Below are 15,609 nucleotides of genomic sequence, written 5' to 3'. Positions count from 1 at the left end.
ATATCTTTAGTAATATTTTACATTACACTTAATAAAATCTCTATTGACAATATATACAAAATCTATAGGCCGTTTTGACAGATAAAACAAAATTAATAATCTTTTCTCAAATTTGCATAGTACTCTAACTTTTTCTGAACTAAATAATTTATTGTACCCTCTGGATACTCACCTTCATCATTTTTTTCTCCAGCTTCTACTCCAGTAAGAAGTTCTATCCCTTCATCAATAGTTGTCACTGCGTATATGTGGAATTCACCACGTTCTACAGCATCTATCACTTCATCTGATAGCATCAAATCTTGAACATTTTGATGAGGAATCATAACCCCCTCATGTCCATTTAGACCCTTAAGCTTACAAACCTTGTAGAAACCTTCTATTTTTTCGTTTACTCCTCCAATCGGCTGTATATAACCCTTTTGATTTACGCTTCCCGTAACCGCTATGGACTGTCTTATAGGAATCTCTGACAAACTTGATAATAATGAATAAAGTTCTGTACTAGAAGCACTATCTCCATCAATCATACTATATGATTGTTCAAACGTTATGCTTGCTGTTAGCGAAAGTGGTAACCCTTGAGCAAATCTATCTCCCATGTACCCCTGTAATATGAGCATTCCTTTGTCATGTATATCTCCACTTTGATTTACTTCTCTTTCAATATTGAGTATGCCATCTTCTCCAGCAAATGTAGATGCAGTTATTTTACTAGGTCTACCAAATGAATATTGGCCCGAATCTATAACCGCTAGTCCATTTATTTGACCAATTTCACTTCCATCAGTCTCTATCATTATAATTTCTTTATCTATCATCTCTAATAGATGTTCCTCGTATTTATTGTTTCTTTGATTCTTTTCATGTATTGCCTTGTCTATATATTCTTCCGTAACAATTTCTGCTCCAGAAAAATCAGCAAGTGCCTCAGCTTCATAAATCGTCTCAACCAACTCATTAAAATGAGCCGTCAATTTATCCTGACTAGACGCTAATCTTGAACTATACTCAACTAATCTAGCCAATGCATCTCTTGAAAATTTCATTATATCTTTTTGCTTACAATGACCTGAAACAAACGTTGCAATCTTTTTCATATTTTGTTCTGATCTATCCAAGTCTACGTCAAAATCAGCTCTAATTTTAAATAGTTTTTTAAAATCTTCGTCATAGTAAAATAATGTCTGGTATGTCCTTGTATCTCCTATTATTATAATCTTCGTATCTATAGGAATCGGCTCTGGTTTTATTGTTTCAGCCAAAACAGTTCCTTTAGCTGCTATATTCTCTATTTGTATTTCGTTAGACACTAGAGCACGTTTAAGACCAGCCCATGCATATGGACTTACCAATAAATCTTTTGCTTGGAGTATTATATAGCCGCCATTAGCCGTGTGCAAGCTTCCTGGCTTTATTCTAGTGTGATCAGTTCTATAATAATTATTTTCATTAACATACTCTATTTTACCTAGCAAATTATAGTAATTTGGGTTTAGTTCTTTTATTACTGGTGCATTTTCCTGTTTGCTATTATCTATAAATAAATTAACCTCATACCTTGTAAAAAATAACTCTCTCATATACGCTTCTTTTTGATCTGCTACTTCGTTAGATGTGAAATTTTTTATATTTTCTATTATATCTGACGATGTTGACTTTAAATATTGCTCTATTTTTTTATTGCCTTTATAAGACTCATATATATTTTCTAAGTGCAATCCTATATGATCTAATGCCATTTTTTCAGTCAATTCTTTTATTTTTTGTCTAAGCTCTACTTCTAAATTTTTTAGTGCTTTTACAGATTCATATACTACTGAATTTAACTGTAGCGACCTATCACGCAGTTCTGCAATTTCGTCATCATCCATTTCACCCATTTCTTTTTGTGTTAAAGGATGATCATCCTTTAGTGGATATGATATCAAACCATTTTCAGTCATTTGAAACTCAAATTCATATGGGGCTGATAATTCATTTAAATCTCCAATTGCATCATTCATCAATTTATCATATTCAACATATATATTATTTTTCTTTTCTTCATATTCTTTAGAAGTAAAAACTTTAGGAAACTCTTCTTCAAGTTTTTCTATAAAAAATTGCATATCTTTCTGAAAAGCTTTCCCTTTTCCAGCTTCTAGATTTATTGCTTTTGGTTTTTCTGGTTTCTCATAATTGTACACATAAATCCAATCGTCAGGTGTATGACTTTGTTTTGCAAATGTACTTGCAAGTGCATATACATAACTATTTCTTCCTGTTCCGGGTAAGCCTGTTACAAATATATTGTATCCTTTTCTCTTTATTCTAAATCCAAATGCAAGTGACTTGACAGCTCTTTTCTGTCCTATAATTTCAGTTTCTTCCAACTCTCTGCACAAAAGTTCTTCCTCAAAAATATTTGGATCACACCTTAATTTCAATTGTCCTGGTTTCAATTCTAATTTTTTATTCATGCCATCTCCCCCTTAAAACTTAAGTTATCATACTTACAAGTTGTCAATACTAAACTCATCTATTTTTTGATATAACTCGTCAGCCTTTACAGGTTTTGACAAGTAATCATTCATCCCACTATCTAAACACATTTTCTTGATGTTAGAATGTGAGTGTGCAGTCAGTGCCACTATAGGTATTCCTTTATAATCCGGCATTTTCCTAATCATTTTTGTTAATTCTATGCCATCTATTATTGGAATACTTATATCCATAAAAATAAAATCATATTTTTTATTCTTGGTCATGGTCAAAGCTTTTTCTCCATCCATTGCTATATCTACATTATCTGAAACTCTTTCGAGTAAACTAGATATGACTTGCTGATTTATCAAATCATCTTCCACTAAGAGTATTGACATGGCATTATTTATATCTAATTCTTGTTTCCCCTCTTCTAAATACAAAATTCTTATTATTGCTGAAAAGAAGCTTCCTTCACCTAGTTCTGACACCACGTCGATTTCTCCATCCATCAAATCTACATAACTTTTTGCAATTGCTAATCCCAATCCACTTCCGCCAAATTTTCTTGTATTTGACTCATCTTCTTGTGTAAATATATCAAATATCCTGTCTTTTGCTTGATGCGTCATACCAATACCACTATCTTCAACTTCAATCTTTATATAATTTGTCTTTTCTCTTTTCATGCAAAATCTTACATAACCCTTAGGTGTAAATTTAATTGAATTATCTAGTAAAATAGAAATAATCTGATATATCTTATCTCTATCTCCTAAAACATATTCAGGCATCAAAGGATCCATCTCATAATTGAATTCAATTCCCTTCTTTTCAAATTCATATTGGTATTTATTTACAATTTCCTCATACAATTTCTTTAATCCGAAAGGATTTTTTTTCAATACTATAGTCCCAGATTCAATCTTTGATAAATCGAGTATATCATTTATAGTATGCATCAATCTCTCTGCCGAGTCCTTCAATAACTTCACATATTCTTCTTGTTGCTGCGTCAAATCTGTATATTCCAAAAGTTGCGTAATTCCCATTATCCCATTCATTGGCGTTCTAATTTCATGACTCATATTTGCCAAGAATTGAACTTTAACCTGATTAGCCTTGTGGGCTTCTTCCTTAGCCCTCAACGTCTCTCCTTTTGAATTTTTAAGTGCCATCAAATCTTTATAGTTTCTGATAGACATAAGCAATCCTGTTATGAGTTTTTGATAACTTAGGTCTGTTTTCTCCCTATAGTCATTTATATCATATTTCAAAACAACTTCTTTTTCTGGAGCTGTTCCTGGTTGACCAGTTCTAATTATAATGCGTAATTCTTTATTTTTAAGTTCCTCTCTAATAAATCTAACCAAGCGGAATCCACTATCTCTATGTTCCATAACAACATCAAGTAATACAACCGCTATATCATCATTCTCTTTTAAAATATTCTTTGCTTCTTCTTCAGAATACGCACTATAAAATTTTACATTTTTATTCTCAAAAACAAGTTTTTTACTAACTAACTTGGTCATCGCATGAACAGATTCCTCATCATCAACAATCAATATTTTCCACATATCATTCACGCTTAAACCTCCTAATTTCATTTACTACCATCTTATTCCAACCTATACCCATAAATCAAAACACAAATACAAAAAATAGTATTTTTTTTTGACAAAATTATACAAATTTAGCTTTATAGAGTAAAAAATGATTTTGAATAAAAAAAAACTAGCCTATTTAAGCTAGTTTTTTAATAATTTTATAGTTAATTAAATTTCAAGAGCTGATTTTCCATAGTATGCACATTTAAAAATTTGCTTAACATCTTCTGGAGATGACTCCCTTGGATTCGTTAAAGTGCAAGGATCTTCAAATGCATTTTTGCTCATTCTATCCAACACTTCCAAGAATTTATCTTCTGGAATATCAACTTCAGTAACTTCTTTTAATGTAACTGGTATATCCAATTTTTTATTAAGTTCTTTAAGTGTCTCTGGTAAACTGTCTATTCCAAAGAACTTCTCTAATTTATCAACCTTATCAGTTGCTTTTCTATTGTACTCAACTATATATGGCATCAATATAGCATTTGCCAAACCATGAGTTATACCAAATTCTCCACCAATTTTATGAGCAGTACTATGAACCAATCCAAGCGATGCATTTGTAAATGCCATTCCAGCAAGTGCTGATGCATTGTGCATATCTTCTCTTGCCTTTATGTCGCCTGCATTTTCATAAGCTTTTGGTAAATTATTCTTAACTAAATCAATAGCCTCTAAAGCTAATGGGTCTGTATAGCTTGTAGCTGCAGTTGAAACATAAGCTTCTACAGCATGCGCCATAACATCCATACCAGTATTAGCTGTTATATGCTTAGGCATCTTAGCTGGAATATTTGCATCCAAAAGTGCAATATCAGGTGTCATTTCATAAGATACTAAAGGATATTTGATATGATTTTTTGTATCTGTAATTACTGAAAACGCTGTTATTTCTGAAGCTGTACCGCTTGTAGATGGACAAGCAATAAATTTAGCTTTAGTTCTCAATTTAGGGAATTTTCCAGCAACCAAATCTTCAAATTTTGTATCTGGATACTCATAATATACCCACATAATCTTTGCTGCATCTAGTGCTGAGCCACCGCCAACTGCCACTATCCAATCTGGATTAAATTCAGCCATTTCACGGCCACCTCTTACCACTGTTTCTATTGATGGGTTTGGTTCTACACCATCTACAATTGATACTTCCATACCTGCTTTCTCAAGTTGTTTTTGTGTCTCTTCCAAGAAACCAAAACGTTTCATTGAATTTCCACCAGTTACAATTGTAGCTTTTTTACCTTCTAATGTAGCTAAATGCTCTAATGCATTTTCTCCGAAAATAATATCTTTAGGTACTCTGAATGCTTGTAAACCCATTTTAATTCCCCCTTAAAATTTATATGCTCTAATTTCTTAAACACACACTTGTTGACTTTTTGTTAATATTCTAACAAAGTTCTTGCTTGTTTAAGTGTTATTGTTTATAGTTGAAGTATAACAAATAAATTTTTTCAAAACTAACTCTATTTTGAAAAATTAGTCGTTTTTTCAAAAAATATGATATTTTTTTAGCAATCTTTTGTATTGGGGGAATTAAAATGCTACACAATTTCAATTCTAGGTTAGAAAATTTAGATGGATTTGAAACCGAATATGTAAAAACACTCTACTATGATTTACCAAAAAATTATACTGGAACTTATAAATCAAAAAACCATTTGCGCTTTTGTACCATCTTAGAAGGTGAAAAAGAATTGAATTTAGGAAGTAAATCTTTCAAATACACTTCTGATCAATTTCTTATAATGCCAGCAAATACATCTGTAGATATGGATATTCCAATTCAAACAAAAGCTTTAGTTTTCGAACTAAATGAATCTTTAATAAAAAAAGTAGCCTCAAATATGCCTATATATAATAATTCTAGCAAAAAACAAAATGATAATTTTATTTTAGGAACTCATAATTACGACTTAAAACAAGATATAAAAAATATCCACAATTTAACTAGATCAAAATCAAAACAAGAAGCTTTTCTAATAGACTTATATGCACAAAAACTGGTTTATGACCTACTAAAGTTGTATTCTCCTGAGCAATTACTTAGCATGAAAAGTTCAACACATATAGACCAATCCATCCACTATATAAGAAAACACCTTCATGAACCTATTTCAATCGAAAAGTTATCAGATATGCTTGGAATGAGTTGCTCAAATTTCTCTCATAATTTCAAAAAAAATTATGGCATGAGTCCACAAAAGTACATTAACGAAAGCAAACTAAAACTCGCTACTGAACTTTTAAAAGATCGCTCTGTTACCGAAGTTTCATTTGAGTTGGGATTTGAAAGCATGTCTTATTTCATTAAATTATTCAAAAAAAAATACAAATTGACGCCAAAACAATTTCAGCTCAATTGTTTATAGTTCAATTTCAAATCCATTTTATGAAATATTCCACAAGCTCTTGGGTATCAATTAAGAAACAATTATAAATTATATGTTATAATTTATATATGCTTTTTACAATTTATTCAAGATAGGGTGGTTACTTATGTATGGTATATTTTTTACATTTTTAGGTGCAATTATGCTTTCTTTAATATCCCGAATGGACAAATTAAATTATATCTTAAAAAAACTAGTTTTATCAGGTTCTTTACCACTTTTAATCTGTGCGAGTTCTCCTTTTTTCAGCATTGATATAACAAACCCAAAATTGTTAGTGTTCTGTCTCGCTGGTTTCTTGTCTAGTTTTTTAATTTTGAATTTATTCAACAACCATGAAAATTTTGTATTTTTCTTAATTGCGATATCTTCTATTGCCGTATTTGTTTTCTATTTTCAAACAATTCCAGTCAATATTTTACTTTATATCATTCTAGCCTGTTCTATTGGCCTACTAATTATTGACTATATAAAGTGGAAACATCAATTTTATATTTTGCAATTATTTTTTCTCGGCTCAATACTAATATCTTTTTTCACAATTAGCTCCCCAGAACTAGTATTGGATCCACGTTTTGAACTTACATTATTGGTTTATTTTTTACCATTATATGAATGTCTAAACCAATGGAGATCATATGAGTCTCAAAACGACGCTAAGTATAAAAAATTGGACGAAGAATTTGAAGATGAACTCAGAAGAGAACTAAAGATACGGACATGGAGTATCGAAAGACACAACATGGCGCTTCGCGAGAGCAATAAGCTTGATAAAATGACTCAGGCATATAACAAAAATGCATCTCTTTCTATTGTTAATTCACTCATAAACGATGAACATTCATCTGAATTTTCACTTTTAATGTTCGATATAGACAAGTTCAAATCTGTAAATGATACCTACGGACATGTTGTTGGAGATAAATGTATCAAATTTCTTGCCAAGACTGCAATTTCAACTATTAGAGATCATGACTACTTGGGCCGATTTGGTGGTGATGAATTCATGATAATACTTCCAGGACTCGGAACACGAGAAGCTTTTCTAGTTGCTGAAAGACTTAGAAAAGAAGTCTCTGCTAATTCTGATCCTCATTTCACCGTTTCAATAGGTATTGCTTCTTATCCTGAAGATGGGAATACCTTGAAAGGCTTACTTGAAAGTTCAGATCAAGCATTGTATATGTCAAAAGAAAGTGGACGAAATCAAGTTTCACATGTAAATAAAAATAATTAAACTCAACAAAAAAGCAGAAGACGCGAAATACAAATCACGTCTTCTGCTTATCTTTTATATACCAACATCTTTAAGAAATTTATCAGTAAACCAATTGTAAATACAGCAAATAAAATCCTTTTAAATATCGGACTAAAACTCAAAACAGCAATAATAATAGCTACATCCAATAATATTATCAATATAGGATTTCTAAATGAAAACTCTCTATAGTAAGCTCTACTAACATATTTTAAGTCCCTTATTTGAACAAAAATATGTATACCAATAAGTAAAACTATAATTCCTATAAATACTGTAGATGCAACAAATAGACCCAGATACATGATCATTATCGATACTATTGTTGCTATAAAAACTTTTCCAATTTCTCTTATATCTCCATTCATAATTTAATCCTTTCTAAATATATTTACCGCAAAATGATTTTCTATGATACGGTGTCAAACCAAGCTCCTTTATCTTCTCTAAATGCTCTTTTGTGCCATAACCTTTATTTTTTTCAAAATTATATTCTGGATATTCTTTATGACATACATCAACTATATAAGAATCTCTAGCCGTTTTTGCTAATATAGAAGCCGCCGCGATACAAGCACTTTTCGAATCACCTTTAACAACTGTTTCATGATTTTCTATATCAATATTCTTATAATTTCCATCAATCAAACTATAATTTATCACTACTCCATCATCTTTAAGTTTCGAATATGCTCGTTCAAAAGCCATATAATTTGCTTTCTGAATTCCAAATTCATCAACTTCAGCACTAGTAGCATATCCTATTGCCCATGCTTTCGATTTTTCTTTTATAGTCTCAGCTAGTATATATCTTTTCTTTTCTGATATTTTTTTACTATCTCTTACTCCTATTATAGGTTCTTCTCCAAGTATTACTGCAGCTGCTACCACAGGTCCCATCATCGGTCCACGTCCTGCTTCATCTAAGCCACAAAGATTTTCAACTCCAAATTCTTCATCAAACTTTTTCAAATTGATATATTCTTGCTTAAGCTGTTCTTCTCTTTTGCTCAACATTGCCAACTCCTCATAATTCTTTATTGATTCATTATAGCACGATTGAAGCTACATTTCCATAATACTATTATTCTGCATCCCCATAGAGTTCCCATGTCTGCGTTATAATTTCACGCATCTCTTCTTCTGATGAATTTTTGACTATATAATTGGCTGCTCCTAGATCCATACATTTTTGGACTATCAATATATCCGATACAGAAGTCATCATTATAACCGTTGAATGAGGATACTCATTTATAATTTCTTCTACTGCCTCTATCCCTGTCATCCTAGGCATATTTATATCTAAAAATATCAAGTTCACATCTTTTTCCTTTAATGCTTCTATCGCTTCTACACCATCTCCCACAGTCTCTATTACATCGAATCCTAGCGACTCAACTAAGGTTTTAATATATTTTTGGAAAAATTTGCTATCATCTGCAATCAACACTCTAGCTTTATTCATTCTTATGACCTCCCTTGTATTTTATAAAAGCTCGCTCCGGTAAGCCACCCTGAAATAGAATACCCAAACGAACCAATAATGCCCCAAGCATTACATAACCGATTAGTATTTGTATACTGATAATTAAATAACTAAATACACTAGTACCATTAGCGTATATATCGCCAAACCCAACAGATGTCATTACTACTATTGAAAAATAAATATTTCTTATGAACTTTATACCCCATGATGCTTCATGTATCACAAGATCTGTATTATTTAGAGATGGAAACAGGCTATATATTATACTAAATACCAAGACACTGATAAAAAATGCTCGTATGAGTGCAAATGTCGAAGCTCCATATCCCGTTAAATTCCAAAAAAACTTTATAACATTCTCTTTAGCATAACTCATAAACCACTTTGTTATCCTATAAAAATACTTAACAGGATATCCCTTTATGGATTTTATTATATTTATTCTTATATTCTTTTCATTTTCATAATATCGTTTCCACCATATTCTTCTTATATTATTTTCAAAACCAGACTTCATCTGAGGATCAATCCTAATATTGCCAAGTCCAACACCTGTCAAATCTGTATTCTGAGAAAATTTGCAATCCCAAAATATAGTTTCTCCATTTACCATGCTAGCTACAAAGCTTGCATCTCTAAGATCTGCATATATAAACTCTGCCCCCTTCAAATTTGTATTTTTCAAACTAGCCTTCTCTAATCTACTGGCCTTAAATACAGATTTTTGCATATTTGAATAATCAAACACGGTCTCTCCAAGTATTGCTTCATGAAATTCCGCCCTTAAAAAATTTGCAAATCTACAATCACTCTTATACAAATTTGTAGATGAAAAATTTGCTTTTTCAAAATTTCCTGCCATCAAAACTGCCTTGGTGAAATCAGCACCGTGAACTCTAGCTTCTTTCATATTTACATTATTCAAAATAGACATATTAAATTCCGAAAAACTCAAATCAGAATATTCTAAGTCTATATTTCTCAAATTAAATCTTGAAAAATTGAGATTTTTTAAATTCGCGCCTTTCAATTTTATCTTTTTTATTTTATTAGATCTCAAGTACTTATACCACTTTTTATAATCTCCATTGCTTCCACATTCTACAAGATAGTCATATATCTCTTCATTAAATTGATCTTTCCATTCATCTTGCAAAAGTCGTGTCTTCATTTTCTCACCTCCATTTTATATTTTATACCCAGTTATTGTGGGAAAATAATTTATATGTACACAAAAAAGGAGCCATCTTGAAATAAAATAACTATCTATTTCAAAACAACCCCATGCATTTTCTATCTAATTTTCGCTCTAATTAATTCACGTTTCGCTCTTTTTTCTCTAACTAATATTTTCAAAAAGAACACTCCACCAAGTCCGAACCATCCAATTACTATTCCCCATTCATAAGGCCATTGCATAGCGGATGGAAATCCTGGTAAAAACAGAATAAATAGCGCCGAGCTTAAGAATATAGCCATAGTACCAACAAATCTCCAATTTTTAACTTCATATGGTCTTTTGAGATTTGGTTCCTTAATTCTTAACTTCACAAAAGCAAGACCAACCATTAAATACGCTAAAATCACTGTAAAACTACCCGCATTCACAAGCCAAGTCAACATATTTCGTCCAAATAATGGTGCAATAGTTGTTATACCGCCTATAAGTAATATTGCATTTCCAGGTGTCTTATGCTTAGGATGTACTCTTGCCAAAAATTCAGGCAATCTACCTTTTTCAGCCATAGCCTGAATAGCCCTACTTCCCCCAATAAAAAACGCATTCCAACTAGTAATAATTCCGCTAAGACCTGCAAGCACTAGTATTTTAGAAGCCAAATTACTTCCTCCAAATACCTTTGCCATAGCAGTAGCAGTAACCAAACCCGAACCTACTATCTCACCATGGTTCAATGACCTTACAACACTAAATATTATCATAATATACCAAAGAACTGCCATAATAACTGCCAATATCATTATTTTTCCTATCTTCTTATATGGCACATTCATCTCTTCAGCAGCCTGTGGTATTACGTCAAATCCCATAAACATAAAAGGTGTCATAACTGCCACCCCTAGTATTCCTTTCAATCCAGTACTAGCTAACGGTTCTATAACTTGTGCATTTCCATTAACTACACTCCCACCAAATAGAGCTAACCCAACTGCTGCGATTAATACAGTACAACCAGTCTGTATGATTGCAACATTCTTAGTGCCAAAGTAATTTAATAATGTCACTATTATAGAACTCCCTACTCCAACTAAAACCCAAGTACCATATACATCATATCCTTGTATCGTATACAAATACCCCTTTAGATATCCAGATCCAATAAAATACTCTAAAACAGTCGGAAAAGCTACTACCTCAAATGCAACTACCGAAACATAACCTAGTATTATTGCCCATGAGCTTAAGAAAGATGCTTTCCAGCCAAAAGCACGCTCTGTGAAAACGCTTACCCCTCCATTTTCAGGAAGTGCCGCAGTAAGTTCAGCATAGGTAAGCCCTACGAACAAAATCATAATTCCGCCAATAATAAATGATATAATTGCACCAAATGCACCTGCTTTTTGAATCCATTCACCGGTAAGTACTACCCAGCCCCAACCTATCATTGCGCCAAATGCCAGCGCAAAGATATCTTTCTTTGACAATACCTTTTCAAATGATTCTTCAGATCGTCCTTTCATCTAACCACCTCAACTTTCTTTATGCTTAGATTATACATTGCACCTTTGCTTTTTGCAATTGTTTTTATGAAATTTTTTGACTTTTTCAACCAATCAAATATTGTAAAATACTCGTTTATTATTTTGTAATCCAAGATTATTTTTTAACCCATTCTATATTATAATTAACGATTATAATATAATCTTGTAATTTTTATTCATTTTGTGCATATATATTCGTGTACTCTTCTTATTTATTTTATACCCATATTACCGTCTATTATAAAAAAATAGGCTGAATAATATTAGCTCGCTACTAATTTATTTAGCCTATCTTACATACACTAAATCATATTAATTTTTAAATATTTTTTCCCTATTTTTCTCTCAAATAAATCTCTAAATTTTAGCTCAATATCGATGTCCATATCTTCTTTTCTAACTATAGCTGCTTGGTTCGCATTGAAATATACAATAAAATAATCTTTGGACTCCAAAACCTGGTATATCTTTTCATACTCTATTGTAGATTGTGATTTCAAAACCTCACTGTTAACTTCAAATTCATTTTCAAAAAACAGAAGTTCATTCACTGCACCAAAAGTTCCTGTTTTATCAGTCTTTATTCGTACTTTGTTCTTTCTTTCAATCTGAAATGCTGTACTAGCAATACCTACTAAAAGAAGTACTAACCAAAACACAAGAAAAGCACTTATACTAAAGCCATTCTCACTTATTGATAATAAATAAGCCATAGCTCCACTAAGCAGTAAAATCATCGGTATCACCATTTTTTTCCTAAAAAAGGTTGCGATATATAAAAATTTTCTATAATCCTTTCCTTCAATTCGAGTTTCAATACTAAATAACAAATTCTTTTCGTCCATAGTCAATCTCCTTTCGCATAAATCAAACAATATCTCTAGCATGAGTATTTACGTTGGTCTCGTTGTTACCCGTAGCCTCTTTCTCTTTATCAAATGTAAGCAGTATTATGGCTACAAATATGGCCACACATCCTATTATCTTTGTTATAGATAAATCTTCATCAAACATGAAGTATCCAACCACAACACTTGTTATAGGCTCTATCAAACAAAATAATGCTGCTGAAGTAGCTCCTATTTCTTTTATACCAACCTGCAATAAAACTGTTGCTACAAATGATGTACTCACAGCAAGTACTATTATAAGTAAATATGCTTTAATTGGCAATTCAAAAACCAAAAAACCACCAAATATATTTGCAACTAGCAATGCCAATGAGCCAACTAATGCAATATAGAATGATACCTTGTATGGATTTAGTAAAACTAATTTTTTTTGTTCCATTCCAACCATATAAAACGCATAGAATATACCTGATGCTACAGCAAATACTACTCCAACTAAATTTGATATGTTTTTTAAATCCATGAAAAAACAAACACCAATAGATGCTATAACCAAACAAATAACTTTTCTCTTAGTCAGTATTTCTCCAAAAACAAATCTCGCCATTAGTGCTACAAATACAGGATACATAAAATGTAATGTAGTAGTCGCTCCAATTCCAATATATTCATATGATGAATATATTAATATATTGCACAAAAGAACTCCGAACACTGCAACTATAGCAGTATTTTTCAGATCACTTTTTTTTATCTTAAAATCAACTTTAGTCATAATCATAAACAATAATAATGCAATCCCTGCAAAGAAATTTCTAAAAAAAGTCATCGAAAGAGAATTATTTCCCATTCCATATGTCATTTGTGCTAATGCTGGTGTTGCTCCATACAAAAATGCTGACGCTGCTGTACAAATTACTCCTTTTAACTTCATTTTTGCTCATCCCCTTTTCCCTAACATGATTATTGTAGTGTTTTTTGAAGAAGAAATCAATATTTATTTGCACAAAAAAAGAGTCATCTTTGAATGATAACTCTTTTTTCTTTTTATATTTTTCTAACTTTTCTATCTAATACGCCATTATTGCGCACTGAGCCTTGACCTAAAACTACTGTATCTCTAAGAACTTGATTTCCCTTATCTAATTTTTCTATTTCAGATTTTTTAACTAGATATCCAGTAATCCTTATAACATCAGCATCTGATCCATATAAAGAAAAATATCTCATTCCTTCTTTAAAAGAACCATCTATTATATTTTGTATAAATTTAGTATTTCCTTTTGCAGTTTCGTCAAAAGCAAATATATCGCCAATTCCTGATGTAAAATACTTATGAAATTTAGCCGACTGTTTTATATGAATTGGCAATTCCGGTTCTTCACCTATAGGTATTCTACATCCTGGGCTTATGCCTATATCACTGTCGATACCTACTTGAGAATGCATAAGTAATTTCTTATTTGAAATCTTGCAATTTGGACTTTCATAACCATCAACCAATTTTGCTAGCGAATCTATAATCTCAAGTCCTAGCTCATCCGCTTTTGAGTCATTTCCAAATCTGCCAGACTCGCCTTCCATTTTCATCAATGCATTAGTCCCTTCTGCCAATCCAAAAACACCAAACATTGCAGAAAATCTATCTTTTTCAATCAATCCTTCTCTTATAAGAAAACTACTCTCAAAAAATCCACTCTCATCTACCAAAAATCTTATCCTTTCATTGATATAATCTGCCATCAATTTCGATGTATTAGGTAATACTCTTTCAAAGAAATCAGCCTTTGACTTAGCTTTTTTTGCCAAATCAGCTAAATTAAGTCTTACTAAAGTATAACTACCCCCACCTATATACAAACCATTATAACAACTAACTATAGCATATTCTCCGCCAAAATCAGCTCTATACATCTCATCATTTGCAAATGATGGTTTAGCCGTAATCATAGCTGTTTCAATACTATCTAGTGCTAGTCTTTCAGGTGTGCTTTTAGAATATTTTATAGTTATATTTGGTATAGATGTCTGCATTTCCCTTTGGGCTTTCAATATCAATCTTCCAGCAATAGTATCTCTAGGTCCAATATTAGCATGACAAAATGAATCTGTTAGAGTTCTATCTATATGCTTTATAAACAATTTGATAGCTCGATACGCTTCGTCTTCATCTTTTACAAATGGTTCTAGTAGCTCATCAATATTACCAATATAAACAGGAAATGATGTTATAGATGGAACGTGTTTATACAAAATAAGCAAATTATGTGTAGCTTCCCATATATCTTCAGGTGGGTCTAATTCTAAAAATTTACTTCCTTGCTTCATAAACTTTTCATAGTCTGGAACTATGTATCTAGGTCTATAAGGAGCATGTCCTTCAAATAAATCACATATAATTCCTTCATCTCTAAGATTTTGTGTTTCTTTCGGAATATTGAGCACTTCAAGCGAGTCCTCAGCAGCTCTAGCTAAACTGAGCACTTTCTGTTCATAAGTTATCGTTTGGTCTTTTACAATTTTTAATACTTCTTCTTTACACATTCTACTCCACTCCATTTAATATATTTTAACCTAGTTCTCATTTTATGGAACAAATCTATTCAACATATAGACGGTTGTTTAATACATCATACGGATATATTGTTAGTTTTATTATATAACTTTTTTTAATTTTTTTCAATCTTATTTGTAATCATTACAAATAAAAGAAGAGAAAGGCGGCGACCTTCTCTTTTCTTTCTTTGTTAGAATTGCGGCGACAATCTAACAACATTCGTATTGTAATACTTAATAGTAGAACTGAAAGGGA

13 protein-coding genes are annotated in these 15,609 nt (G+C 31.6%); 2 read left to right on the top strand and 11 right to left on the bottom strand.

Annotated elements, in window-relative coordinates; genetic code table 11:
• Positions 1-92: 92 nt before the first annotated feature.
• The 3 genes from N4A40_02125 to N4A40_02115 form a co-directional block, all read right to left on the bottom strand.
• The gene (locus N4A40_02125) at positions 93-2,462 is read right to left on the bottom strand and encodes an AAA family ATPase (protein ID MCT4660630.1); all 2,370 of its coding nucleotides are present in this window, start codon (positions 2,460-2,462) and stop codon (positions 93-95) included.
• Positions 2,463-2,495: 33 nt separating this feature from the next.
• Positions 2,496-4,046, bottom strand: coding sequence for a response regulator (locus N4A40_02120; protein ID MCT4660629.1), 1,551 nt, complete (start codon positions 4,044-4,046; stop codon positions 2,496-2,498).
• Positions 4,047-4,244: 198 nt separating this feature from the next.
• Positions 4,245-5,402, bottom strand: a complete 1,158-nt coding sequence (locus tag N4A40_02115) for an iron-containing alcohol dehydrogenase (protein ID MCT4660628.1) — start codon at positions 5,400-5,402, stop codon at positions 4,245-4,247.
• Between the two features lie 221 nt (positions 5,403-5,623).
• On the opposite strand from N4A40_02115, the gene N4A40_02110 reads away from it, so the two are divergent.
• Positions 5,624-6,454, top strand: a complete 831-nt coding sequence (locus N4A40_02110) for an AraC family transcriptional regulator (protein MCT4660627.1) — start codon at positions 5,624-5,626, stop codon at positions 6,452-6,454.
• A 583-nt stretch (positions 6,455-7,037) separates the two neighbouring features.
• A complete protein-coding gene (locus tag N4A40_02105) occupies positions 7,038-7,712 on the top strand; it encodes a GGDEF domain-containing protein (protein MCT4660626.1) in 675 nt (224 codons plus the stop codon).
• Positions 7,713-7,759: 47 nt separating this feature from the next.
• Here N4A40_02105 and N4A40_02100 read toward each other — a convergent pair whose 3' ends face one another.
• The 8 genes from N4A40_02100 to N4A40_02065 all read right to left on the bottom strand — a co-directional run bounded on the left by N4A40_02100 (position 7,760) and on the right by N4A40_02065 (position 15,341).
• Entirely contained in the window at positions 7,760-8,101 is a 342-nt protein-coding gene (locus N4A40_02100; GenBank protein ID MCT4660625.1) for a hypothetical protein, read from the bottom strand.
• A 13-nt stretch (positions 8,102-8,114) separates the two neighbouring features.
• The gene (locus N4A40_02095) at positions 8,115-8,750 is read right to left on the bottom strand and encodes a ribonuclease HII (protein MCT4660624.1); all 636 of its coding nucleotides are present in this window, start codon (positions 8,748-8,750) and stop codon (positions 8,115-8,117) included.
• A 67-nt stretch (positions 8,751-8,817) separates the two neighbouring features.
• Positions 8,818-9,201: a response regulator gene (locus N4A40_02090; protein ID MCT4660623.1), complete on the bottom strand. Its 384-nt coding sequence runs from the start codon at positions 9,199-9,201 to the stop codon at positions 8,818-8,820.
• Entirely contained in the window at positions 9,194-10,396 is a 1,203-nt protein-coding gene (locus N4A40_02085; GenBank protein ID MCT4660622.1) for a pentapeptide repeat-containing protein, read from the bottom strand. Before N4A40_02085 ends, N4A40_02090 begins: the two co-directional genes overlap by 8 nt.
• Positions 10,397-10,518: 122 nt before the next feature.
• Complete coding sequence (locus tag N4A40_02080; protein MCT4660621.1) at positions 10,519-11,925, bottom strand: APC family permease; 1,407 nt, start codon at positions 11,923-11,925, stop codon at positions 10,519-10,521.
• A 323-nt stretch (positions 11,926-12,248) separates the two neighbouring features.
• Positions 12,249-12,791: a YcxB family protein gene (locus N4A40_02075; GenBank protein ID MCT4660620.1), complete on the bottom strand. Its 543-nt coding sequence runs from the start codon at positions 12,789-12,791 to the stop codon at positions 12,249-12,251.
• Between the two features lie 22 nt (positions 12,792-12,813).
• Positions 12,814-13,731, bottom strand: coding sequence for an EamA family transporter (locus tag N4A40_02070; GenBank protein MCT4660619.1), 918 nt, complete (start codon positions 13,729-13,731; stop codon positions 12,814-12,816).
• Between the two features lie 113 nt (positions 13,732-13,844).
• Positions 13,845-15,341, bottom strand: a complete 1,497-nt coding sequence (locus N4A40_02065) for a YjjI family glycine radical enzyme (protein ID MCT4660618.1) — start codon at positions 15,339-15,341, stop codon at positions 13,845-13,847.
• Positions 15,342-15,609 lie beyond the last annotated feature (268 nt).

The sequence above is a fragment of the Tissierellales bacterium genome, assembly GCA_025210965.1.
GTDB lineage: Bacteria > Bacillota > Clostridia > Tissierellales > JAOAQY01 > JAOAQY01.
The sequence above is the reverse complement of the archived record's forward strand: the minus strand, read 5'-3'. Positions and strand labels throughout refer to the sequence as shown.